This window comes from Cohnella silvisoli (assembly GCF_021190915.1).
GTDB lineage: Bacteria > Bacillota > Bacilli > Paenibacillales > Paenibacillaceae > Cohnella > Cohnella silvisoli.
This window is the reverse complement of the sequence record NZ_JAIOAP010000001.1, coordinates 683,783-708,470: the sequence shown is the minus strand read 5'-3', so window position 1 is coordinate 708,470 and position 24,688 is coordinate 683,783. Positions and strand designations below refer to the sequence as shown.

At 51.4% G+C, this 24,688-nt stretch carries 20 protein-coding genes; 6 read left to right on the top strand and 14 right to left on the bottom strand.

Features of this window, described 5'->3' with window-relative positions; all coding sequences use genetic code 11:
* Positions 1-265 precede the first annotated feature (265 nt).
* The 6 genes from K7P76_RS02940 to K7P76_RS02915 form a co-directional block, all read right to left on the bottom strand.
* Positions 266-1,297 carry a phytanoyl-CoA dioxygenase family protein gene (locus K7P76_RS02940; RefSeq protein WP_232183062.1) on the bottom strand — a complete coding sequence of 344 codons (1,032 nt, stop codon included), beginning with the start codon at positions 1,295-1,297 and terminating at the stop codon, positions 266-268.
* Positions 1,298-1,398: 101 nt separating this feature from the next.
* A complete protein-coding gene (locus tag K7P76_RS02935) occupies positions 1,399-2,298 on the bottom strand; it encodes an AraC family transcriptional regulator (RefSeq protein WP_232183060.1) in 900 nt (299 codons plus the stop codon).
* A 514-nt stretch (positions 2,299-2,812) separates the two neighbouring features.
* Positions 2,813-3,745, bottom strand: a complete 933-nt coding sequence (locus K7P76_RS02930; RefSeq protein WP_232183058.1) for an NHL repeat-containing protein — start codon at positions 3,743-3,745, stop codon at positions 2,813-2,815.
* Positions 3,746-3,910: 165 nt separating this feature from the next.
* Positions 3,911-4,762: a phytanoyl-CoA dioxygenase family protein gene (locus tag K7P76_RS02925; RefSeq protein ID WP_232183056.1), complete on the bottom strand. Its 852-nt coding sequence runs from the start codon at positions 4,760-4,762 to the stop codon at positions 3,911-3,913.
* A gap of 133 nt (positions 4,763-4,895) precedes the next feature.
* The gene (locus K7P76_RS02920) at positions 4,896-5,939 is read right to left on the bottom strand and encodes a Gfo/Idh/MocA family protein (RefSeq protein ID WP_232183054.1); all 1,044 of its coding nucleotides are present in this window, start codon (positions 5,937-5,939) and stop codon (positions 4,896-4,898) included.
* A gap of 1 nt (position 5,940) precedes the next feature.
* The gene (locus K7P76_RS02915) at positions 5,941-6,678 is read right to left on the bottom strand and encodes a ThuA domain-containing protein (protein WP_232183052.1); all 738 of its coding nucleotides are present in this window, start codon (positions 6,676-6,678) and stop codon (positions 5,941-5,943) included.
* A gap of 185 nt (positions 6,679-6,863) precedes the next feature.
* Here K7P76_RS02915 and K7P76_RS02910 point away from each other — a divergent pair, with 185 nt between their 5' ends.
* A complete protein-coding gene (locus K7P76_RS02910; RefSeq protein WP_232183050.1) occupies positions 6,864-7,772 on the top strand; it encodes an AraC family transcriptional regulator in 909 nt (302 codons plus the stop codon).
* A gap of 307 nt (positions 7,773-8,079) precedes the next feature.
* On the opposite strand, the gene fdhA is transcribed toward K7P76_RS02910, so the two are convergent.
* Both fdhA and K7P76_RS02900 read right to left on the bottom strand, forming a co-directional pair.
* The gene (gene fdhA, locus K7P76_RS02905) at positions 8,080-9,297 is read right to left on the bottom strand and encodes a formaldehyde dehydrogenase, glutathione-independent (RefSeq protein ID WP_232183049.1); all 1,218 of its coding nucleotides are present in this window, start codon (positions 9,295-9,297) and stop codon (positions 8,080-8,082) included.
* Positions 9,298-9,490: 193 nt separating this feature from the next.
* Positions 9,491-10,315: a phytanoyl-CoA dioxygenase family protein gene (locus K7P76_RS02900; RefSeq protein ID WP_232183047.1), complete on the bottom strand. Its 825-nt coding sequence runs from the start codon at positions 10,313-10,315 to the stop codon at positions 9,491-9,493.
* Positions 10,316-10,457: 142 nt separating this feature from the next.
* Between K7P76_RS02900 and K7P76_RS02895 the strand changes: the two genes are divergently transcribed.
* Positions 10,458-11,279 (top strand): AraC family transcriptional regulator, encoded by an 822-nt coding sequence (locus tag K7P76_RS02895; RefSeq protein WP_232183045.1) that lies wholly within the window; start codon positions 10,458-10,460, stop codon positions 11,277-11,279.
* Between the two features lie 33 nt (positions 11,280-11,312).
* On the opposite strand, the gene K7P76_RS02890 is transcribed toward K7P76_RS02895, so the two are convergent.
* Positions 11,313-13,415, bottom strand: a complete 2,103-nt coding sequence (locus tag K7P76_RS02890) for a beta-galactosidase (protein WP_232183026.1) — start codon at positions 13,413-13,415, stop codon at positions 11,313-11,315.
* 127 nt (positions 13,416-13,542) lie between these two features.
* On the opposite strand from K7P76_RS02890, the gene K7P76_RS02885 reads away from it, so the two are divergent.
* Positions 13,543-14,478 carry an AraC family transcriptional regulator gene (locus K7P76_RS02885; protein WP_232183025.1) on the top strand — a complete coding sequence of 312 codons (936 nt, stop codon included), beginning with the start codon at positions 13,543-13,545 and terminating at the stop codon, positions 14,476-14,478.
* On the opposite strand, the gene K7P76_RS02880 is transcribed toward K7P76_RS02885, so the two are convergent.
* Positions 14,415-15,539 (bottom strand): acyltransferase domain-containing protein, encoded by a 1,125-nt coding sequence (locus K7P76_RS02880; RefSeq protein ID WP_232183023.1) that lies wholly within the window; start codon positions 15,537-15,539, stop codon positions 14,415-14,417. The genes K7P76_RS02885 and K7P76_RS02880 overlap by 64 nt on opposite strands.
* Positions 15,540-15,576: 37 nt before the next feature.
* A complete protein-coding gene (locus tag K7P76_RS02875) occupies positions 15,577-16,413 on the bottom strand; it encodes an AraC family transcriptional regulator (protein WP_232183021.1) in 837 nt (278 codons plus the stop codon).
* 130 nt (positions 16,414-16,543) lie between these two features.
* Here K7P76_RS02875 and K7P76_RS02870 point away from each other — a divergent pair, with 130 nt between their 5' ends.
* Both K7P76_RS02870 and K7P76_RS02865 read left to right on the top strand, forming a co-directional pair.
* A complete protein-coding gene (locus tag K7P76_RS02870) occupies positions 16,544-17,515 on the top strand; it encodes a Gfo/Idh/MocA family protein (RefSeq protein ID WP_232183019.1) in 972 nt (323 codons plus the stop codon).
* 26 nt (positions 17,516-17,541) lie between these two features.
* On the top strand, positions 17,542-18,312 hold the full coding sequence (locus K7P76_RS02865) for a TIM barrel protein (protein ID WP_232183018.1): 771 nt from the start codon (positions 17,542-17,544) through the stop codon (positions 18,310-18,312).
* A 90-nt stretch (positions 18,313-18,402) separates the two neighbouring features.
* Here the strand turns inward: K7P76_RS02865 and K7P76_RS02860 are convergent, their stop codons facing one another.
* Positions 18,403-19,389, bottom strand: a complete 987-nt coding sequence (locus tag K7P76_RS02860; RefSeq protein WP_232183017.1) for an alcohol dehydrogenase catalytic domain-containing protein — start codon at positions 19,387-19,389, stop codon at positions 18,403-18,405.
* Positions 19,386-20,360, bottom strand: coding sequence for a zinc-dependent alcohol dehydrogenase (locus K7P76_RS02855; protein ID WP_232183016.1), 975 nt, complete (start codon positions 20,358-20,360; stop codon positions 19,386-19,388). The genes K7P76_RS02860 and K7P76_RS02855 overlap by 4 nt, the downstream gene beginning before the upstream one ends.
* 186 nt (positions 20,361-20,546) lie before the next feature.
* Here K7P76_RS02855 and K7P76_RS02850 point away from each other — a divergent pair, with 186 nt between their 5' ends.
* Positions 20,547-21,395, top strand: coding sequence for a helix-turn-helix transcriptional regulator (locus K7P76_RS02850; protein WP_232183014.1), 849 nt, complete (start codon positions 20,547-20,549; stop codon positions 21,393-21,395).
* Between the two features lie 341 nt (positions 21,396-21,736).
* Here K7P76_RS02850 and K7P76_RS02845 read toward each other — a convergent pair whose 3' ends face one another.
* On the bottom strand, positions 21,737-24,637 hold the full coding sequence (locus tag K7P76_RS02845) for a family 78 glycoside hydrolase catalytic domain (protein ID WP_232183012.1): 2,901 nt from the start codon (positions 24,635-24,637) through the stop codon (positions 21,737-21,739).
* Between the last annotated feature and the right edge of the window lie 51 nt (positions 24,638-24,688).

Here is a 24,688-nt window from a genome sequence, read left to right as displayed (position 1 = left end):
TCCAATAATCTTTATCTTTTTGCCTACTATTGTATTTACTTTACTTGAGTGTTGCAAAAATATCGCTGTCGATTCAAACCCCGTTGAGGTCAAGATTTTAGAACCTTCGTTGAATGGCTGGATAGAAGAAGGACATCTACCCTTGAAGAAGAAATTGTTGGTTGCGACGCCACAATTTCCAGATAAATGATATGTCCCACCCTTATGGTATCCCTCTACCTGCCTATCGTCAAGTTGGTGGAATTGACACTATGGGATTTCCAGGTTAGCTTTCCTTCTTCTGAACGACCGGCATCATCATTCCGTCGTCCATCCCCATCATCCGCACGCTGTCCGACTCGGCGTCCGCTTCGGATAAGAAAACTTCCGTACCGAATGCAGGCTCCGCGTAAGCCAAGTGAGTCCGGCCGCGAGCGAGTATTTGACGGTAATTGCCCGTCTCGCCTTCGTACCCGTCATGATCCCACGGAATCCATGAGCGGGCGTTGCAGTAATGGCAGACGTAGGAACGACGGTAACGGTCTTCCGTCCGGTTCGGGAAGGAGCGGTGAAACAGATGGGAATGGAAAAATAGAACGTCTCCCGCTTGCATCGGAACCGGGATCGGCGGCGGATAATGGGCGACCACTTTGGACAGCGTGTTCATCTCGTCATCGAGATGGCTGACGTTCTCGACCGTATTTAGATCCTTAAATGCGTCCACGGCGTGTACGTTCCCGGCATTATTGCCTTCCGGCGGGTAGATCGGCTCATGATTGGATCCCGGCACGACCCATAGGCAGCCATTCTCTTCATCCACTTTCTCAAGCGCCATCCACGCACCGACCATCGTATCTGGATGCGTCTTAATATAGTATGAGTCCTGATGCCAGCCTTGCCCGCCGCGACCGGGAGGATTAAGGAACATCATGGACTGCAAAGCATAGACGTCCGGCCCGATTAACGCCTCGGTGACATCGAGCACGCGGGGATGAAGCATGCCCCATTCCGCTGCGGCATCGAGCCTGGACACCATATGCACCCGTGTCTGTTGCACGAACTCCGACTTCAAAGGATCCTCGTTCGCGCTGCCCGAGTTATCCGAGTTATCCGAATCCGCCATCTTACTCGTTTCCACTGGCTTAATGCTGCCCGCCTTCGTTCTTTCCGCCAAATCATAAAGCTTGTCGATGTCTTCTTTTGATAATAAACCCCTCACGATTAGGTAGCCATCCCGATGATACTGGGTATACTCCTTCACGCTGACCAAATAACGGTCATCCCGCTTCCGTGACTTCGGTGTATACGTTATTCCCATTATAGGAACCCCTCCATTGATCGTCTTACTCTTATTGTGCGATAACAAGGGAGCGTTCACAATGGATTAAACCCGGCAAACGGTGTGTTTATTTGATGTACTCATTCCATGTACTCATTCACCAGAATGTAGCGGTTAACGGGGTAAGGCGCTTCCGGATCGATTTTCGCCGTCGTATGCCGAAAGAGGGAATTCTCGCAACGTTCAATATAGGCGGTGGCCGTTATTCCCCTGATGCGCTTGTACATTTTCGAAAAATGATGCTCGTCCCCGAAGCCTACCCGATAAGCGATTTGCTTGACGGTCCATTGCCCGCTCATCATGAGCTGCTCCGCACGCAATATTCTGCGTTCGAGCAAAGCGCGTTTCGGCGTCATTCCGACGGAGGCCACGAACGTGCGCGTAAAATGCTCGTGAGACCACCCCGATTGCTGCGCGATCGAATCAATCGATATCGGCTCTTCGAGATGCTCCTCCATATAGGCGATCGCACGGGCGATCGGAATCGGCAGAGGATTCGCGAGTTCCTCGAGAGCATTGTCCGCCGATGCGCACAATTCTTCCAAAGCCGCGGACATTAAGACCGATAATCGCCTTTTCCAATACGGCAATTGAAAGTTGGCTATTCGCAGCATTTGCTTAATCAGACCCGGCAACAGACTATTATTGCTGACTAGCAATTTATTGCATTCTTTAAGCAAGGTGTTAAATCGGATGTCGGCATTACGGAGGTTATCGTAATCGAAATGAATGAACAGGTGGCGTACTTTCCGTGCGGGGTCGAACAAATAGCGGTGAGCCTCATCCGGCCGGGTAAAAACGAAACAAGGCTTGTCCAACTCGATAGGTACGCCTTCCAGTTCATACAGGGTCGCCGTTCCTTCCGGAAAATAGACGAGCTCGTAATCATGAATCGTCCTCGTGCCTAGAACGGAACCTGCTTGAGCCCATACATCGCCAACGCTATGGACTAACGGCCAACCTTTCTCGTTGTCGGACATTTCACCACCGCCTTCGCTTTTCCTGTTGCTGTCTATTGTAAAGTTCCTATGGCACCCGTGCAACGGTAAGGAACCCTCCACAACCCTAACCGGCTTGGGAATCTATGGTTGCAGCATATATTCGTCCTCTTGAGCCGAATCCATCCGCCCTTCCATTCCATAACAAAGGGGCTGTCTCATAAGGTCACAGTTCATCAACGACCGGAGAGACAGCCCCTATTTAGTTTGGAAGCAAAGGTTTCAGGGTTATCTGACATGCATTTACTACATTTATTTTTGGTTGAAATCAAGATTTTCGCCAATCAAACTGCATTTCGTACATGTGTTCTAGCCTATATCGGCTAAAAAACTCAATCTAACCCCAAACACCTGCAGTTTTTGCAGTTAAACGGTTCTAAAATCTGTAATTGCCGAAACAACCTGCACGAATTACATTTTGTTATGCAAAAACTCCAATTTAGAATGAAGTTATCCCTGATTCATTTTAGGGACAGCCCCCATGCCGTTCTTATTTTTAAAGCGGACGAAGCTTGGTCAACCGTCCATCGAAAATCCATTCCGCCACGTAGACGTTGCCTTTCGAGTCTACGCAGATGCCATGAGGAGAGCTAAATCTGTCTGTCCGGTAATACGATTTCGGCAGATTCGGCCAGCCTTCCTGCTTGTAAGCTTGTTGATCTTCGCCCAAATGGGCGCAAAGCCGATCGTTCCGGTCATAGATGGAGATCCGGCTGTTCAAGTCGGGGATGTACATTTTTCCTTCAAAAAAGTAAAAGCTGCAAGGCAAGTCCATATCCTTATCGATGATTCTCTTAAACTCGCCTTCAGGCGTAAACACTTGAATTCTGTGATTGCCCCGGTCCGCGACATAGAATTCGGGTTCTCCGCTCCGCAAGTCCACGGATATGCCATGCGGGCAACTGAACTGTCCCCGCTCTTTGCCAGCGCCTCCCCACGATCGGATGTACTTTCCTTCCGCGGTATACACATGGACCCAATTTTGCCCGTAACCATCGGTAATATAGATATCCCCGTTAGGCGCGACAGCCACGTCGGTAGGCATGTATTTACGCTCTGCATCATACACGTCGGAGAGTTCAGGCACGCCGATCGATAAAACTTCTCTCCCCTCAAGCGTCAACTTGACCATGAGTCCTCTACTGATATCGGTCACGTACAAATATTCGCCCGTAGCTTCTTTATGCAAATAAAATCCATGCGCCCCGTCTCCGAACTCGTCCCCATAAGCGCTTATGAAGTTTCCTTCTTTATCGAATTTGAAAATGGATGGCGTACCCGTATGGAACACGTAAACTTGATCCAACTCATCTACAACGATACCATGCGTGTAACCCAACTTATAAGATTCAGGAATTTTCGCCCAACCGACCACGACCTCGTAATCATTGCTTTTGTTACCCATTCGCCATTCCGTTTGGTTTGACAACCTTATCGCATCCTCTCGTCTTGCCTAATAATTTGGAAACATTCTACCCCATTGTACCCTATCCTATAGGATGGCGGAATATGTCTTCAGCGAGCAATCAAATATGTAAAAGCAGACAGACAAAATGGAAGAACGATGACGCATCGCTCTTCCATCCTTGTAAACTTATCGTACTCCGGCCGGCGCGTACACAACCGGGAAATGTTCGCCTTGCATAATATCGCCTTTGTTCACAGTAACATAGGACAGCATGACATGATTGTTCGTCGGCTCGTGACGCGTATGTCCAGGCATGTAATGAACGGCGATCGCCCGGCGCTTCATCTCCGAACGGTTATGCGGGCTTCCATGCCAAGTGAGACTGTGATGGTAACCTACCTGCCCTTTCTTGATCTCGAAAGGAACGGCTTTAGTATCGGCGCCTTCGGGCAGCAATTCCGGATGGCGATGGTAAGGCATGAAATTATCGTCGCTCGCCAGATGTTTCTGATGATTGCCCCACTTATGGCTGCCGGGCACCATCCACATGCAGCCATTCTCGATGACGGCATCGTCAAGCGCGACCCACGCGCTTACGAGATCGGCCGGCTGAATGATCGGCCAAAGCGGATGATCCTGATGCCATGCGGTTGGCCCACCCGTAATCGGCGGCTTGTATTGGATTTGATCATGCCAGATTCTGAGCGTGTCCGAATTGCACAGCTGCGCGACCTCTTCGCAGATCGTCTTGTTCGCGGCATGCTGGAAAAATGCGTCGCTGGCCATCCAAATATTGACGACTTGAACGACTTTCTCGTTGGCGGTCATTTTCATCCCTTCGTAGAGGGAACCGCTATCCGGTTTGTCTTCATCGTCACCGAGCAAATTATGATTGAGAACCGGTTTCTTCACTGTTTTCCCCTGTAACACGTCATCCAGTTCATCCCTAAGCCGTTCCACTTCTTCCTCGCTAAGCACGACGCTGCCTTTCAGAAATCCGTTTTTCTCGAATTCGGCTACTTGGCTTTCGTTCAACATCGAGTTGCACCTCTCCTTGACCCTGATTAAGTGGGGGTTGATAGCTTTATCATAAGCGTTCGGAGAGCCGATGTATTTCCGAGAAACCAATATTCATTTGCGTTTTTCTTAGATTATTCGTCGCAAATGGCAATCAATTGCCATCCAACCGGATTTCCCGACCGAGCTCGGCAGACTCGTAGATGGCCGACAAAATCTTGATCATGTCGACGCCATGCTCGGGCGTAATGGTTGGCGTCTCGCGGCCAAGCACGCACTCGATGAAATGCCGAATATTCGCGGTATGCTGAGGAATATCTGCTTCCGGGAAATGCGGTTGCTGGTCGATCAGCGTACCTTCCGATTCCGTGAAAATACGCAGCTTGTCATTAATAAGGCTGAAGCCGCCCTCGGTGCCTCTCCACTCCAGGAACTTCTGCTCTTCCGCGACGTTGGACGCCCAACTAAACTCGATTTGCAGCGAAGCGCCGTTATCGAAGCGGATAAACCCGGCAGCCAAGTCCTCCACGTCGAACGTGCCTTCAGGAATTCGGCCGGACGCGTCAGGGCGGTCGGCGAACTTACGGTAAGTTGTCCCCGTCACCGAAACCGGCTTCGGATTGCCGTTCAGCCACATGGCCATGTCGATCATATGCACGCCAAGGTCTATCAATGGTCCCCCGCCGGAAAGTTCCTTCGTCGTGAACCATCCGCCGCGTCCCGGAATGCCCCGGCGGCGGATCCAGCCGCAACTTCCCATGTACAAGTCGCCGAGCTGCCCTTGCCCGATAACCCGTTTGGCGAATTTCGCTTCCTCGCTGAACCGGTTGTTGCGCATCGTCATCAGCAGCTTGCCCGACGCTTTGGCCACGTCCGCCATCTTCTGCGCTTCTTGCGGATTCACCGCATCGGGTTTCTCGCAGAAAACGTGTTTGCCGCTCTGAAGGGCCGCGATGGCAATCTCCGAATGATACAGGTTCGGCGTGCTGATGCCGACGATATCGATTGACGGATCGGCGATCAATTCCCGATAATCGTCGTATACTTTCGCGTCGGGGAAATCCTTCGCCGCCGCTTCCGCGGACGCGCGGAACGCATCGCAGAAAGCGACGACCTCTACTTCCTTATGCGATAACCATCCCGGAAGATGCGCCCCTTTAAATATGCCGCCCGTGCCGATAACACCTACTTTAAGCATATTAGTTTTTCTCCTTTATCGGCTCCAAGGATGGGACAGCATGACCGTAACGAGGATAATCGGCTTTAACTGGAGCTGCCCAATTTACCGCGTTCGAGATCACTTTGCGTACTTGCGGGTTATAGTAAGTCGGATAAGTTTCGTGCCCAGGCCTAAAGTAGAAGATTTTCCCAAGGCCGCGCGTATAACAACAGCCGCTGCGGAACACTTCTCCTCCTTCGAACCAACTGACCATGACCAACTCGTCCGGCTCCGGTATGTCGAAATGCTCGCCGTACATTTCTTCCTGCGGAAGCTCGATATATTCGCCAATGCCTTCCGCAATCGGATGGCCGGGCTTAACGACCCATATCCGCTCCTTCTCGTCGGCTTCCCGCCACTTTAGATCACAGGACGTCCCCATCAGCTTCTTGAATATTTTCGAGAAATGTCCGGAGTGAAGCACGATAAGCCCCATGCCTCTTAACACTCTGTTATATACGCACTCAACGATTTCGTCGCTCACTTCATCATGCGCCCCATGTCCCCACCATGTGAGAACGTCGGTCTCACTTAAGACGGCTTCCGTAAGTCCATGTTCCGCATCATCCAAGGTTGCAAAAGTAATGTCGCAATCGGAACCAAGTCCTTCGGCGATCGCCGTATGCATGCCTTGCGGATATATGGCGGCAACGCTGTCGTTATGTTTCTCATGGCGGAATTCGTTCCAAATCGTAACTTTAATGCGTTTGTTGCTCATCGTATGATACTCCCCTTTGTAAGCTTGAAATTTTATACTCATTGTAGACAACGGCCGATTGGCGAGCAATGGTTCCTTCTATCCCGTTTTTACTCTATTCTGTTATAATCAGAAGAAGATTATGAACCAACGGCAAGTTAATGATACGCTATCATGCTCCATATCCTAAGAACAGGTGGCCGACCATGTATCCCGAAATGTATAACGAGCAAGTCGTTTACCAGAATCCGTTTCTAGCGATGCGAATATGGCAGATCGACTCGAAAAGCCAGGCTTCTGAAGCGGTACGCCAACAGCTTGAGCTCGATTGGAAGCATAAACGGTTCGTAAAATGGCACTACCATAAAGAGGTAGAATTTCTTCTCGTTATTCGGGGCGAGCTGACCGTGTTCAGTTCGGAGGAGCAAGTAGTCTTAAGAGAAGGGGATATCGCTTTATTCGGAACGAATGAGCCTCATATTTCCTTGCAGACGGATTCGCAATTACTCTACTTCGTTTTTCAAATCGATTTGCACAAATATTGGGATCAGAGCACATTGAACAGCATGAAGCATTTTTCCGAGGTTATCCGGCCGCTCAGCACCTTGAACTATATTTACCGGGACAATCCGGACGTTCGCGATCAGACTTCGCGGCTCATTCGAGAAATCTACCAAGAAATGAACGACCAAGAGATCGGTTACGAGCTTGCCGTCTCGTCCCGAATCAAGAACATGTTGTTGCTGCTGCTCCGCCATGACACAGAGCGAAAATTGCATTACAGCGACAACAACTGGCTAGACCGCATGCAACCGGCGCTGGATTACATGGATAAGCATCTGAACGAGAAGCTGTCCGTGGACGAGTTGTCCAAGAAGATGAATATGAGCTACACCTATTTTATCAAAATGTTCAAAAAAGCCGTCGGGATGCCGTTCACCGACTTCGTAACCTATAAGCGCATCAAACGGGCCGAGCAGAAGCTTCTGACGCAGGACATCAGCGTCTCGGAAGTGGCCGAATCGGTCGGATTCACCAACTTGGGACACTTCTACGATATGTTCCGGCGTTATAACGACTGCACGCCCAGGGAATTCAAGGGGCGCCTTCCTTAGGTTACGCGGATCCCGAAGATCCAGCGATTCAGCTTCACCAAGGCCAAAAAACTGCCCTCGTCACCCGAAGATGCAGCGTTGCCGCTTTACCAAGGCCAAAAAACTGCCCTCGCTACCCGAAGATGCAGCGATTCTGCTTCACCAAGGCCAAAAAACTGCCCTCGCCACCCGAAGATGCAGCAATGCAGCTTCGCCAAGGCTAAAAAACTGCCCTCACCTCCAAAAGATCCAGCGATGCTGCTTCGCCTTGACAAAATCTGGTTTAAAAGAACAAACCGCCGGGAACCCGACGGCCTTGTGCATTTCTCTAGGCTTTCACTAACCCATGAGGATCGATGACGAATTTCTTCGAAGCGCCTTTATCGAATTCGGAGTAGGCGGATGGAGCTTGGTCAAGCGAAATCTTCGTGGCGTTAACCGCTTTGGCGATTTGCGCTCTCCCGCTCAGAATAGCCATCATGAGGCTTCGGTTATATTGCATAACGGGCGTTTGACCCGTTACGAAAGTATGCGACTTGGCCCAGCCTAAGCCGAAACGGATCTTTAACGTTCCGATCCGTGCGTCCTCGTCCACGGCTCCCGGATCCCCGGTAACATACAGACCCGGAATTCCAAGGCGTCCTCCTGCCCTCGTCACTTGCATAATCGTATTTAGCACCGTGGCGGGCGCTTCGCCATGGGCATGCCCGTGTCCATGCGCTTCGAATCCGACGCAGTCGACCGCGCAATCCACTTCCGGCACGCCTAGCAGTTGATCGATCTGTTCCCCCAGATCCGCATGTTCCCGCAAATTGACCGTCTCGCAACCGAAGCTGCGAGCTTGTGCCAGACGCTCCGCATTAAGATCTCCCACGATGACGACCGCAGCGCCGAGAAGCTGGGCGGAATGAGCCGCCGCCAAGCCTACCGGTCCAGCCCCCGCTATGTACACGGTCGAACCCGGCTTCACTCCCGCGCTCACGGCTCCATGATAACCGGTCGGGAAAATATCGGACAGCATCGTTAAGTCCAATATTTTCTCCATGGCCTGCTCCTTATCGGGAAACTTCAGCAGTTGAAAGTCCGCATAAGGCACCATCACGTATTCCGATTGCCCGCCAACCCAACCTCCCATATCGACATAACCGTAAGCCGAACCCGGACGGTCGGGGTTAACGTTCTCGCAGATGTGCGTATTCCGCTCCTTGCAGCTCCGGCATCGCCCGCAAGCAATGTTAAACGGAATCGAAACCAGATCGCCCTTCTTGATGAACTCCACGTCGCGGCCTACCTCGATGACCTCGCCGGTAATTTCGTGTCCCAGCACGAGACCGCTCGGAGCCGTCGTGCGCCCCCTCACCATATGCTGGTCACTGCCGCAAATATTCGTCGTCACCACTTTAAGAATAACGCCGTGCTCGCATTTCCGCCCTACGTTAAGCGGATTTACACCCGGTCCGTCTCGAAGCACCAAATCCGGATACGATGTATCCCTAACTTCCACCTTGCCTGGTTCGACGTAAACGACAGCACGATTATTCGACATGCCTTCACTCCTTTTATTGGGGTGGAATCAATATACGTAAGCGCATTCAATTGACCCCACCATTATAAAGGGTTGCGCCCCGGTGGAACAGTAATTATCGTGCTGCGAAACTCATTCTATTCTGCTATTACGGCAAACAACCCTGATTCCGTAATACTTCTTGTTTTGTGTCCTTGCATAACAAATTAACCTATCATACCGTGTGCCCGCGAGGTTTCTTGCCGCTCCAACGCTCGTCTACTTTCTCTTCCGCCGATTGATAACGTGCATCTACGCTGATGCGATATTGAGGGGTCGTATTCTCTAGGGAGCAATGAAGCAGATACATTCCGAAAATAAGCACATCACCCGCCTCGAACGTCGTAGTCGCCCACTTGCCGCCGAATTTCTCCGTGATCACAAGCAGGTCATCCGTATAATGGCCGATATTATCGCGATCGGAATCTTTTCGGCCGTAAGACTGCTTGAGTTCCTCGAACCGATGCGATCCTAAACATACCGCCAGTCCTCCCATCTCATAAGAGACATCCCCCAGCGGCGACCATACCGTGTAGACGTTCTGCGTTCCTCTGCCCATATAGACGATATCGTAATGAGCGCCCGTGAAATCACCCTTACCTACGGCCCGGAGCCACTTATAGTGATACGTAAGGGATGGAGCGTTAAGGAATTGGTCGAAAAACTTCATGATGTGATCCCCGTTGAGAACGTTCAGAAGGGCGGGTAAATCCTCGTTCGTGCCGCCCATAAATATGCTCTTGCTGCCATCGCTCATCACGCCTTCCTCTAGCAACGTATCCCGTGACAGCTTTCCCATCCGATCCATTTTCTCCAATATGCTCGTTCTTGCCTTAAGCACTTCCTCACGCTTGTGAAACCGGCGAATGAGCAAATACCCGTCTTCCTCCATTCGGCTCCGCAAAGCATTAACATCGTTTAGGATATCGTTCGAACTTCTTAATTCAGTTAAATGAGGACCCCCTAATTCCAATTCCCTGCTGCCTACCTTTACCATCATCGTCAAGCACCCCTTGTATATGATTGTAAGTCTAGTCTACGAATCGGGGCTTTGTTCGAACATGCAGCGGTGTGTGCAAAATTTACGTTTTTGTGTGGTACTATGAAAGAAATGCACAGAGAGAGGCAGGCAATCAGAAACGATGTCCGATATATTCGTAAATCTTAATCGTTCCCTCTTTCAGCTATACTTCTATGGCCACGAGAAATGCCCGCCGCTGCACTCCGCAGGTCCGTCGGTGCGGGATCATTATTTGTTCGTATATATCGATCGGGGGAAAGGAATTTTCAGAGGAAACGGAGTCACTTACGAATTAACCGGCGGCGACAGCTTCTTCATGTTCCCCGGTCATTTGGGCTTCTATGAAGCAGACGCGAAAGATCCATGGGAGTACCGGTGGGTCGGATTTCACGGCACGCACGCGGAACGATTCCTATCGGGGATCGGCCTCTCTCCCGACTCCCCTATTCAAACTCATTCGGATAAAAATGCGCTCATTCGATTGTTCGACCAACTGTCTAATCTGGAAGGCGACGTAGAATACAAGGAACTGTTCGCGAACGGCATTCTACTCCAGGTGATGGCGGTCCTGTATAACGAACGCGCTCGCTCCAGCCCTTCTATTGCCCCCGCTTCCGGCACGGAAAACCGCTACATCCAGAAAGCCATCCAATTCATAACGCAGAACTATGCCGAGAAAATTTCCGTCCCCATGATTGCCGCCCAAGTCGGCCTAGAACGCAGCTATTTTACGAAAATGTTCAAAAAACACGCAGGGAAACCCCCGCATGTCTTCCTGCTTGAAGTACGTATGCATAAAGCGGCGTCTTTGCTCAAGGCAAGCGATCTACCCGTCGAACATATCGCGTATTCCACGGGTTTCAACAACATCAATCATTTTTCGGCGACGTTTACGCGTTTTTATCGTATGCCGCCTTCCAAATATCGCAATCAGACGAACTAGGCCTTGCATTGCGGTGCAACTAGGGAGGCTGTTTCAGATTCTGGACAAGCTCGCCGATTGAGTTTCCTTAAACCCGTACACAGCGACCCCATTTTCCTCGATATCCCACTCTACTTCCGCTCCAGCCGATACTTCCATAACAGGTTGCCGCGCACTTAAATCCGTCAACGTTCCAGCCTTCTTGAACAGCAGCTTGGCCGTCCGCCGCGGGCCCTCGTTGAGAACAACGAGCACCTTGCCTTCCGGGTGGTGCAGCGTCTTTAATCGTAATCCGGCTGTAGGGCCATTATCCCCTTCGTTAAGGTGGATGTCGCCACTTATAGCCTCACCGACTAAAGTTTGAACGAAGTGGAATGTAATCGCGTCAGGGTTGGCGAAATAACGCTGGAACGCGTTCGTCCCAAGCCGAACCGCCGTGCCTTTGCCATATGATCGGCATGTGGCCGCGGCCCTTCCGTCCGAGAATCGAGCCGTCACCCGGGAAGTCCCGCCCGCTTCCAACGGCAATCGGTAAAACCAGCCCGGAAGCACGACATCGCCGTTCTCACCATAAAGCTCCAAACCTTCGTCGTCCGTCTCGATATCTTCAACCGCCGCGCCGAACAGCGCGGCGACCTTGCGAAGCGTTGCCGCATCGAGCTTGCCGTTCTCGTCCTTCATTCCGACTAACCCATCGGCGATCAGCATTCCTCCGCCGCGAACGAAAGAATCGATGACCTCGATTTCCCGAATGCCCAGAACGATCGTATTCGCGAGGATGAGCACGCGGATATCCTTGTCTATGCCTTCCCCCGCCAGCCTATCCTCGGAAATAAATTCAACGCTCGCGGAAAGATCGGACAGCAGCAAATGAGCACCCGCGATGGCGTCCGCATACATGTTGCGATTTCGCGGATTCGCCGGGTAATTCCCTTCGCCTTCCACTTGGCCGAGAGCCATCGAACGCTCGGAGTACAGCAGCAGCACCTTCCCTTTCTCAGGAACCGCTTCCGCGAACAGCTTCTCATGCGCGCCAATAAGCTCCGCGGCTTCTTTCGCGGCAAGCAGTCGCGGAGAAGGCTTCTCCAGCTGATTCAGCAGCGCCCACTCGCCTGCTTCGTATCCGGCATTACGCGAATTAAAGCACCAGAACACGACGGCTTTCGCCCCGCTGGCTATCCCTTCCCAAATCCAATGTTTCATCGTATGGCGGGAAGGCGTGAACGGCTTCACAGAGGAATATAACGTCGTCCCGCCTTGCAGCTCGCTCACCCAGAACTTGCGCTCCGGGTCTCTCGTCGCGCTCTTCATTAAATCGGCGAAATATCCGACGGATTGCGTCCATCTTTTCTGCGGGTAACGCACCGAATGCCACATCGGATGGGCGGAACAGCCCATGAAATCGACGAGGTCCGCTTCCATCCAGATCGATTGGCCGACACCCTGCATATCCAATTGGACATTATGGGGATTCACGTGCACCGGATGCACGGGATCCCACTTGCGAATCTCGTTTCGGATGAATGTTAGCTGCTCTCTCATATTGCTCACGGTAAACCTCGTCCACTCCACTTGCTCATTAAAAGACACAAACGGCTGCTCATACGAAAGAATCTCGCGTCCCATCCCCTCCTCCAATTCCTCGAAGCTGGAATACTGGATATAAGAGCCTTTGTTAACCTCATCGATCGTCCCATAAACGTTTTGCAAATACCGGGAGTATGCCTTAATCGCATACGGAGTTTTGTAAATCGCCCGGCTTGGCTCATTCCATAAAATCCAAGAGTCTAATTGCGCATGGTTTCCGTATCGCACAGCTATGCGCCGAATATATTCTTTCGTTCTCTCCAAGTAGGCAGGATCATCCAAATCCGCTAATGATTGCGGCCCTTCGGTCAGGCGCATCCATCCCGGCGGGCTGACGGACATGAGCGTAGGCACGATCGTCAGCCCCGACTCAGCCGCCTGCTCGAAGCAAGCATCGTAGTTGTCAAACCGCCATACTCCGTCTTCCGGCTCCAACTGCTCCCATATCATGAACAGACGGATGATTTCCAGTCCGTTTTCTTTCATTTTTACGACCGTTCGTTTCACATACTCCGGAGTGTCGTCTTTGTTGATGAATAACTGACTCCCTATCCTTACTCGTTCCGGCATGCCAATCGCTCCCCCACTTCAGATCTGCTTATTTACAAATCTTACTATGCAGGGCTATTCCATGATACAATGTTCCCGGGCAAAAATAGCACGTTTCTATCATTTGCGGAAAAGGAAGGCGAACTCCGTGACGAATGCCAATATCGAAGAAAAACGGTTTACTGGAGGAATATCGCAGCATCCTTTCGCCTGCAAGTCATTCGACACCGAAGGACGCGGATATCATTGTCCTGCTCACTGGCATACTCATCTCGAGATGCTTTATATGACCCGCGGCCGTGGAACATTCCACGCCGGCGGCAGCACTTATGCCGCAGGTAAAGGCGATCTTCTGCTTATTAACGCAAACGAGGTGCATGCCGTCGACATCCGGCCCGAAGACGACGCCGAGTATTTAATCCTGAGCGTCGTTCCCGAAGTCGTATACCATACCGGCAGCACCATCTTCGAAGCGAAATATATATTCCCGTTCATGCTGGGCAATAGGCAGCATAAGCGGCATTTTAAGGCAGACGATTTGGAAGAAACTCCGGTTCCCGCGCTACTCATGGATATTCATCGCGAATACTCCGTGCAGCAATATGGCTTTGAGTTGGCGCTTCGTTCTGCGTTCACGAGCGTGTTTCTGTGGATGCTGCGATACTGGATCAGGCAAGAGCCGTCGCAAGCAGGCTTCCCTTCGTTCAGCGCTTCTTCCTTGGACAACGTGAAACCGATTTTAGAACACTTGGAACATGGCTTCAAAGAAAATCTAACCGCATCCGATGCTGCCGAATTATGCGGAATGAGCTACAGCCACTTTGCAAGATGCTTTAAACAAATCACGGGGCACAGCTTTGTCCAATATTTGCATTTCCGCCGCATTTCCGAAGCCGAGAAGCTATTGCTTACGACCTCTTGGAGCGTCACCCGCGTCGCCATGGAATGCGGCTTTTCCCACACCAGCTATTTCATCCGCCATTTCCGCGCCCATAAGGGACTTTCTCCTAAACAGTTCGTTCAACGGGTAAAAGGCAATATAAACCCTGTCCCATTGCCGACCCTGCCGCCGTTGATCGTATAATCCAAAATCGCTTGGCGAATTAGCGTATCTCTTGGGGCATCCTGCAAACGATCAGGCTTGCCGCCGAATACGCGCTCGAACGCTTGATTGTCGTCGGTATAAGCCGGAACCAACCGGAATGCTCCGCCGAACTTGGCGATATTCGATTCCGCCGGAAGAATTTCACCAAAAGCAGGGCAAAGCAGCCATGATGAGCAGACGAAGGCATGAAATGGCTTGTCCGGGAAAGTTTTGCCGTAAAATAAGTCGGCGGCTTCCATCGACCCTCTCCATAACTCCGTAGAGAGCTTGCCGCCTTCCTGAATATGGATATCGAGCACCGGACTTTCCCGATTCAGCACCTCTTCCCATTCTTCCGCACGCCATTCGGTTACTTCCCGCTCCACCGTTCCGTCAGCCCGCGTTAAATGACCCTTAATCCATTGCTCCGATCGTTCAAAGCCGGATGTCCATGTATTTTCCGCGTCAGAGTTTCCGTACGATCCCTCCATCTCCCCATCCGGTTGAAACGAAATTCCAGCCTCCGGGAATACAGCGAACCGCCCATCCAGACGATTCCGGAATACATGAACCTGCAGTCCCCAGCTCCGTTGAACATATTGAAGTCTGCCGATCTTGAACAGCAAACACCGGAAATGATTCATTAGCCACCCGACTTCGCCAAGCCCCCACACGCCATGCTTTTCCTTGTAGACATTCATCCAGAGGGAAAGGTCCGAAAAAGTGTCGAGCAGGATCTCATCGGAAATCCCCCGGTCGGCATAATATTCGCGAACTTGCGGCATCCCCGATAACAAGACGGCCACCGCGAACAGACCTGATCGTTGGCCTAGCGATTTGCCGCATTCTGTGATGAAGGATGCGATTTCCCCAATCAGTAAAGGCGAATGAAATACCATCTCATGACTTACATCCGCAAATTTCGAGAGTGCCATACTTGAATTCATTAAAGCTATCGTTTCTTTTACCTCGAATATCGCGTCTTTAGGCAAACGAACGATCGCGTTCGCTTCCTCAATCTGGTCGTCCCCGAACATCGACTTTCCGCAACAGGTGTACATAGGATAATCCCCTCTCTACTTCCCTAGCAAAATGTATCTACTCTCCATACTGCAAGCGGAACTGCATCGGAGTCATTCCCGCCAGCTTGTGAAACGTATGCACGAAGTGACTATCGTCCTGAAAGCCGACGGCAGCCGCAATATCCCTGACCGTTCTGCTGCGGTCTGCGAGCAGCAGTTCTTTCGACTTTTGGATGCGAAACTGCACTAAATACTGATACGGGCTTATCCCCCAACTTTTGCGAAACAGAGTGTTCAAATATTGCGAGCTGACTTTAAGCGTATCCGCCATTCGCCCAAGGCCGAGGTTCGGATCTCCGAATGCCTCTTCGATAAGCAGGTAGATGGGAGTCAGCCTTTCATGTCCTTTGGATAGGGAGGGTTGTCCGCTCGATTGCCCGAATTGCTTGATTAGCGACAAAAAAGCATACACCTCGAGAGATCCGTTAATGCCCGCGAAATCGAAACTATACCCGCACTTTTCGCTGTATTGCTCATGTATTTTCGCGAGCGGGCAATTTGCATCCCAACTTATCGGCAGCATCTGCTGGATATCGAGCGACGCGGTAATCGGGTTCGCCAACGCTCCATCGTAGGTCAAATACCATGTCGACCAATTCGCGGTTTCCGGATAATAGCTATGGGGTACATTCGGCTTAAGTAGAATGCCTTGATTGGGATACAATTTCACGGTTTTTCCGTCTACGGTAAACTCGCCGCACCCCTCAACCGTATGCAGCCAATGGAAATCGCGAAAACCGCCCTCTCTATTAATAGCAGCCTGATGCTCCGAATAGCCCACGCTAGTAAGATGCAGCGGCAATCGCTGATCCCACTCCGTTGTTACGAAATGTCTGCTATAAGCGGCGTTCATAGCTCACCTCTAGTTTCATTTTCTTATACCGGACATGAAGTATATTATATTTTATTTAGCAATACGTTGAACTAAAATGAAGGCGAAGTTTATTTATATTATATCCTATTGATCGGGAGTGGGGAATAACATGTCCGTGAAACTTGGTATTATTGGTTCTGGAGGAATTGCAAGTCATCATCTGAAAAACTTGGTGCAAATGAAAGACGTTACTTTGGCGGCATTTTACGATGTGGATGTTCAGCGTGCGCAGAAAGCCGCATCCGAGCACAGCGGAGCAAAAGCGTACTCTAACCTGGACGAAATGTTGGACGGCTCCGGACTTGACGGCGTCTATGTATGCGTCCCTCCAATGGCGCACGGGGATGCGGAAAATAAATTGGTCGAACGAGGCATTCCTTTCTTGGTCGAGAAGCCGCTCGGCATTAACCGGGAACTCCCGCTTGCCATTGGCGAGAAGGTCAAAGCCAAAAAACTGATCACCTCCGTCGGTTATCATTGGAGGTATAATGAATCTGCCAGCTTGGCTAAAAAATTGCTCGGGGAAAGCAAAGCGGGCATGGCGCTCGGGTACTGGATGGGCGGCATGCCAATGGTTCCGTGGTGGAGGGTGCAAGCCGGCTCGGGCGGTCAATTCGTCGAACAGACGACGCATATCGTCGATTTGCTTCGGTACTTATGCGGAGAGGTTCGCGAAGTGTATGCCGCGTACGCTCTGCAAGTGATGGGCGAGCAAGTGGAAGGTACCGACGTCCCGGATGTCGGTTCGGTAACGCTTAAGCTGGCTAACGGCATGGTCGCTACGATCTCCAACACATGCCTGCTGCCCGTTGGCCATCACGTCGGACTAGACATCTATACGAACCAAGGGGTACTTGAGCTGCGCAGCGAAGGCTTGCGGGAAATTACTGAAGAAGGGTCGAAGACGCACGAAAATATCGCCAACCCTTATTTTGTCGAAGACGAAGCGTTCATTCATGCTTTGCGGACTGGGGATACGTCGCGGATTTTATCCGACTACGAGGATTCCTTGCGGACGCACGACGTTACCATCGCCGCCAACGAATCGGCCGCTTCAGGCAAGCCCGTATCGTTAAACTGACACTATCGAAAGGGGAACCTGCTATTATGAAATATTCGCTATGTATCGGGGCCTATTCCGGCAAAGACGAAATCTATCATCTCGAGAAAATAAAAGAACATGGCTTCCACGGATTAGAGTATTATGCTTGGTGGGATTTGCAGGATTTGAAGAAAACGGCGCGGGAGCAAGAGCGGATCGGCGTCGGCATCAGCGCGACTTGCACCAAGTTCATCAGCTTGGTCGACGAATCGCTGCGCGACGCTTATTTGGAAGGCATTCGCCAGACGATCGAGGCTTGCAAGATTTTGAACGTTCGCTCCGTCATCTCGCAGACGGGCAACGTTATGGACGGCGTCCCGCGCGATACGCAAAGGCAAGTTATGGTCGAGACGCTGAAGCGCTGCGCCCCGCTGTTTGAGGAAGCAGGCATCGTGCTCGAAGTCGAGCCTTTGAACGGACTTGTCGATCATCATGGGCATTTCTTGCAGCGCTCGAATGAATCGGTCGACGTTATCGATCAAGTCGGAAGCCCGAACGTTAAGCTCGTTTTCGATGTTTACCATCAGCAGATTACGGAGGGCAACGTCATCCGCAACGCAACCGGCTACATCGACCGGATCAACCACTATCACATCGCGGACAACCCCGGACGCAAGCAACCGGGCACGGGCGAATTAAACTACGTCAACATTCTCCGCGCGATCAAGGACACGGGCTTCTCCGGCTTCGTCGGTCTGGAATGCGGTTATACGATCGATACGGATGCTGCTATCGAGCAGTTTAAGAGTGAGATTCTGGCGACGGTTGAGAAGTAACCCGGCTTATGCAATGATAGTTTCATAAAACCCATGATAGACCGATAGCTGGTCTATCATGGGTTTTTGCTTAACAATAGCAACTCAACCTCACCACTTTAGTACCACGCCTAAGCAAAATTCCTGTTTGTTCAGGATCATGTCCCATACATCCCGTGCTTGCGCGACATCCACAATGTGCGTGATCAACGGTTCCGTCTGCAGCCAGCCTTCATGAATTCCTCTCAATGCAGCATCCATTCTAGTCTTTTCCCACCCGGACGGACAATGCAGCGTGATCTCTTGCCCCCGAATCGTTGGAATGTGAATGTAGCCGTTCTCGCCGTGGAATCCGGCGGACACGAGGTGGCTGCCATGCTTCATTAAGGGCCGGATTGCCTCGAATGTGTCCATCGCCGCTACGGTATCCACGACGATCTGGACATTATGCTCCTGACTCCCCAAACCGTCGCTAATATCGATATGTCGCGTATTTATGCCACGGACCCCATCCGGAAGAAGGGACAACCGCTTGTCGTGCCGACCCAGGACGATAACGTTCGCCCCGCGCTGAAGCAAAGTTTGTGCAGCCCAGTGCCCCACCAATCCATCGCCAATGACGACAGCGAGGTCTCCCGGTTGAACGGGAGGTTTAATGCCGCAATTGTAACCGACTTGCGCGAGTACCATTCCTGAGTAAGCAATCGGAGAAGCTCCCTCAGGCAGCTTCCACACTTGGCTTACATACGTAACGGCAGGACTCACGTGTCCACCGTAAGGAAACATCATTCCTTCCACTTCGCTAACCGTCGCGAACACGTTGTCTCCGATTTCCAAACCATTCACGTTCGATCCAAGCGCCCGGACGACTCCCACCTTCTGATAACCCGGAACTTGCGGAAAAGGAGGAGGATCGCCCGGCTTGTAAGCAGCGTCTCCCGCTATTCGCTCTTGCTTCAAGAACGACGATTCGGTTCCGATACTGATCCAAGAATACGTTACGTCTATTAACACTTGATCTTCCGCCAGCTCGGGAACGTCTATCTCCCGTACCTCAACTTCCCGTTTTCCCGTAAAAACAACCGCTTTGGCTTTCATGACGTCACCTCGTCGAAACCCGTTTCCGGAGAGAAACATACCTTGATCGCTTCCTGTGTTTTCAATAGTTCGACTGCTTCATGATAACGGGTGAACGGAAGACGATGAGTCTGGATACATTCCGTATTCAGTCCTCGGGCAACCAACTCCAACAATAGAGCCCGATCCTTATCCCCGAACGGCCTATATTTGTAAGACTCTAACTTAAGTCCCTTGAACCAAAGCCGTTCTCCATATTTGACTTCCCCGCGCAGCACGCCGAAAATAACGACATGCTCTTCGACGTAATTCATTACATTCTCTACGGAAGGCGCGTAACCGACGCAATCGTATCCGAGGTCGAACCGCCGCTCGCCGAGCTCGTCGACGTGAACGGCTTCTCCGATATTCAACGCGTTAACGAAAGAGATTCTCTTACCGCTGAGATCCATGCCCACGACCCGCGATGCACCGAGCAGCTTAGCCGCCTGCATCGCAAAGATTCCGGCCGGTCCAAGGCCGGAAACCAGTACGGACTTTCCACCAAGATTCCCGAACTGCAACAGACCGATAAGGACACACTTCAGCAGTTCGAATGAAACGGCTTGTTTGTCCGAGACGCTATCCGGCAGCTTGATTAGTTCATTCTCGCGATAACGCAGCATCTGGATGTATGTGCCATCGCCAAGGGAAGGAGCCTCTAACGCGGCAACCCTGTCTCCAACTTGCAGCCCCTGCACGGACGACCCGGCAGCCTTAACGACACCGACCATCTCATGGCCCGGGAACCCGAAGGGAAGCGGATATTCCGGCGATGAAGTCGCATTGAACATGTCTTTGCCCGCCATCATGTTGATATCCCATCTCGGACATGTCGACACTAGCTTAACCTCCACTAGCACTTCGTCTTCTTTCGCTTCCGGAACTGGCACCTCCAATAGGTCGTACTGCCCCGGCCCCGTTATTTGCAATGTTTTCATAACCGTACGCATAATATTCACAACCCCTCCCTTCCCTGTTTACATCCGACACCTGATATACTACATTGAAAAAGCAGTATCGTATTTGAAGCGAATCGTTCAGTTTGAGAAATTCCAGGATGATTTCCTCAGTCATATTCACGCCTTGATCTAGCCGTTTGCACGATATTGACATTAGTCGGTCTGGGGGTCGTACACATGCTGATTCGCAGCTATGGAAATGGAATTCTTGCCGATGGATCGTCCACGGGCGGCGGCGTTCATCCTTATTATGAATTGCTCTATATCACCTCTGGATCCGCGCAAATACAGTGGGTCGATCATGTGTATAACGCTGCCGCACCATCGCTGTACCTGTTTCCGACCAACACTCCCCACGAGCTGAGAAAGCTATCCGGGCAATGCCGCTTTATTTTCGTTGAGCTCGAAGTTCCAAATCCGAATTGTTTCCCGGCATTGTCGACCGTACGCCATTGGAACGCTCTGCAGTCCTTATTGGATCAAAGGCGGCAGCCGGCCAAATACATTTTCGACTCTTTATCCTATCTACAATCCCTCCTATTGTCTGATAGGGTGGAAAATAAGAGAATCGTTACCGGAATCGCCGTCCGCGTAATCGAGACGATCTTACTCCTTATCGGACAAAACCCGGCTTTATCCGGCAACGCATTGCCGGAAAATGAAGAGCTTGCCATCAAGGCCGGAGCAGCGAGTGAAATCGTGGAGTCCGTCAAACATTACCTGGAAGCAAACTACAAGGAGCAACTCACGCTTGAAAATATATCCGCTGCCATTCATCTGAACGGCTCTTATATCATCCGTTTATTTCATCTCCACGCTGGCATGACACCCTTTCAATACTTGAACGAGTTAAGAATGAACGCGGCGCTAACCTATTTATCCACCACTCCCATGCTCGTATCCAAGATTGCCGAAGCCGTTGGGTTTCAGAGCATTCATTACTTCAGCCGATTATTTAAACAGAAATATGACGTCAGTCCGACTAAGTGGCGGGAACTGCACAATACGGCAACGATCGGTCAATAGCCCTCCTCCATAACAAAAATGGGGCCGTCCCATAAGGTCATGATCGACCTTGAGGAACAGCCCCTGCTCTCTGAAATTCCGATTGCACGATAAGACATTACAAAGAATAAATAACTGTAAAACTCCCGTAATTAAATTGAATCAAAGAAGGCTTATGGAATTTTACTGTAAAACTCCAGTTATTTCCTGCCATTCCTCTTCCTCCACCTTATTCTGCTCAAAATAACTGTACAATTGCTGTTATTTTCCCAATGAGGATGTTCAGCCATTACTTTAACTGTATAAATCCCGTTATTGCCAATAGAAGCGACAGGTTTGTACGAGCAAGACGAACGTGAAACTTACAACGATCTCCCCAGCTTCGTTTCCTTGATCTCGCCCTCATAACCTTCCGGTAGCTTGATGTTTACCGTCACGTCAGAAGGGTACGACACGCTGAGCTTCATCGTCTTGCTGCTTTCGTCCGCTGACCAGGACACGTCGATCCGCCCGCCGGACGGATGCGGCACGCTGCCGCGGGCCCACTTGAGTCCGCATGGAAGCGGCGCGATCTCGACAACGCTCCAGCCCGGCGCCAAGCTGCGCACGCCGAGCGCTTCCCGACCGAGGAAATAGGCCGGAGCCGAAGACCAAGCATGGCAATGGCTGCGCGTGAGCATATCGGCATTGGCGCGATTTTCAAGGAAATTCGGATATTGCTCCCAGCACGTCGTCGCCCCATGATCGATCATGTTGCCGTAGTTTTTGCGAATATCGTCCAAGATCAAGCTTACGCCGCCGACTTTCGCCAGCGCTTCGTAATAGAAGAACGACATGAACGGGCTGCCGATTTGCACGAATTCCGACGGCGGATTAAACAGATAACCGTCGATAACCTGCTTGCGAGCGCCTTGAGCCACGCCCGTTAGCGATGCGACTACCTGAGTTTGCATGCTAAGGACAGTGGAACGACGGCCATCCGCATGGATGCAATCGATGTACGCCTGCTTGTCCTCATCCCATAGCTGTTCGTTAATTGCAGCGGAGAGCCGATCCGCAGCTTCCCCGAATCGTGCCGTTCCTTCCGCATCTCCGGCAAGCTTGCCCATCGCGGCGGTGACGCGGAGCGTCTGAACCAAGAACACGTTCTGGTGCGTGACGATGCCGTCGTTCGGCTGATCGATCGGCGACCAATCGAGCAGGTTCCACCCTTTTACGTTAAACAGCCCGCTATCATCGATTTTCTGTAAATAATGGTCCATCGTGAACCGAATGTGATCGTACATTTCAGTCGCGAACGCCTTGTCGGCCGTCTGCTCGTAATATTCGGAACATGCGATTGCCCAGAAAAAAGTCCAGTTGGGAATAACGCTGCTCCATCCGCTCGGTACTTGATCCGCATACAGCGGCGTCTGATGTTTCGAACCCGGTACGAGACGCAAGCATCTCTTCAGAATATCCTGCACGCCGTACAAATAGTTGCTCACAAGCGCTTCGTTGCGGCTGTCGCCGACCCAGAACGTCTGCTCATAAGCGGGACAATCGACGAACGTATCTTCCATGCACAGCTTCGTCGTATGGCGGCTGATTTCCCAAATATCGTTAAGCAGCGGGTCCGAGCACTCGAACCTGCCGACCTCGGCAACCGGATAATTACTCTGGGAGAACGATACGCCATAGATCTTAACGGGAACCGCGGATGCATTCCTTACCGTCAAAGCTAAATAGCGGAACCCTCTGCGAATCGGCGTGACGTACGATTGCCTGCCGGACCGGCAGACATATCTTAGCGTATGATCGAGTCCGTAGGTTTCCTGACGGTATTCGCCCGACATGTACTCGAATCCATACCAGTCGAGAATCGTCCCCTCGGCCGCTTCTACCTCGAAAGACAAATACCCCGAATACTCTTTGCCGAAGTCCAGTAAAATCTCCGTATCATATCCGTCAAACACTGGAACGACACCAGCTTCGATATTCGGAATAACTGCGTTATGAAGCTGAGCAGGAACGGCTAGCTTGACGTTATCCTTCTTCCACACGCACAAGCTGAATACGTCGGCTTCCGAAATGTATTTGAGCTCGATCGCGCGAAGCCGCTCTGCATAACGCTCTAAATGCTCTGCTTGTTTAACCGCCCCGAGTATTTCCTTGTAAGCTTCGTCTTCCCAGTCAATCTCCCGGTTAGACTGATGATCTATATTGACGTGGTAGTCAAAAGGGCCAATCGAGCAGAAAGCTGACTGTTCCGCGAATCGAGGCAGCGGCGAGACGAACTCAAACTGTGCCGGATCTTCCGCGTAAACGCCGATTTGCAGCTTCCCGTGGTGCATCGTGCCGGATACGTCGATGAGCAGTAAATTGTCCCCTTGGGAAAGCTCCACGTCTACGTAACGTTCCGGCGTAACGCCATAAAACCGTTTCATCTCGACGACCTCGCCGTTCAGCGAGCAAGCCCGCAGACATTCGCCCCAAGCTAGAAACCCAAGCGTAGCCCTGCCCGCATGGCTCGCCCGAATCGTTGTTGCCACATATCCAGTAAACTGTAGGGGGTTGGCATGGTCCTCGCTGCCCGGAATCATTGCGGCGCGAACATCGATAACCGTAGTAAGCTTGAACGACTTCACTTTCGCGAGCGATTCTACGCGCACCGGATAAACGGTTTCTTCCGTCAGCATCGGAATGTCGCGAGGCTTCAACTTCGTCCACGGCTCCATACCTACCGGGCCGAGCACGACGGCATTTGACCATTCCGTATCCGCATACTCCGTAGTAATCCAGTCTTTATCCCAAGCGGTTGCATCCACATATTCGGCAAAACCTTGCTGGCACGACATACGCGGCGATCTCGGGTGCTGACCCAGATGTTTAGCAGTCGCCCAAGTCCCATCCGTTGCTATGGCGACGGTTCCATCTTCGTACTCCAACTGAGCAAGGAGTCCTCCACGACCCCGTACATAATAGAATGTCGATACCCCGAAATGCAGCACGAGCACAGCTATCGTATTTTTCTCGCCCGGCTTGAGCAAATGTCCGACTTCATAAGTATCATACGATTGCTCGAATGGCCACGAACGAACCGGTCCTCGACCTAATTGCGTACCGTTGACGTATAACACGTACCGCGAATCCGCCGTAATTGTCAGAGATGCGGACTCCGCCGCGCCCGCCGATGGAACGTCGAACGTTTTGCGGAAACATCTCCATTCATTGCGAGGGCTCGCTTCCCCGTCTCCCCATATCCATGAAGCCAACCACTTCATATTCAACACTTCCTTGGATTTTAATGTAGTCTCCTCTATTGTAAAAAAATA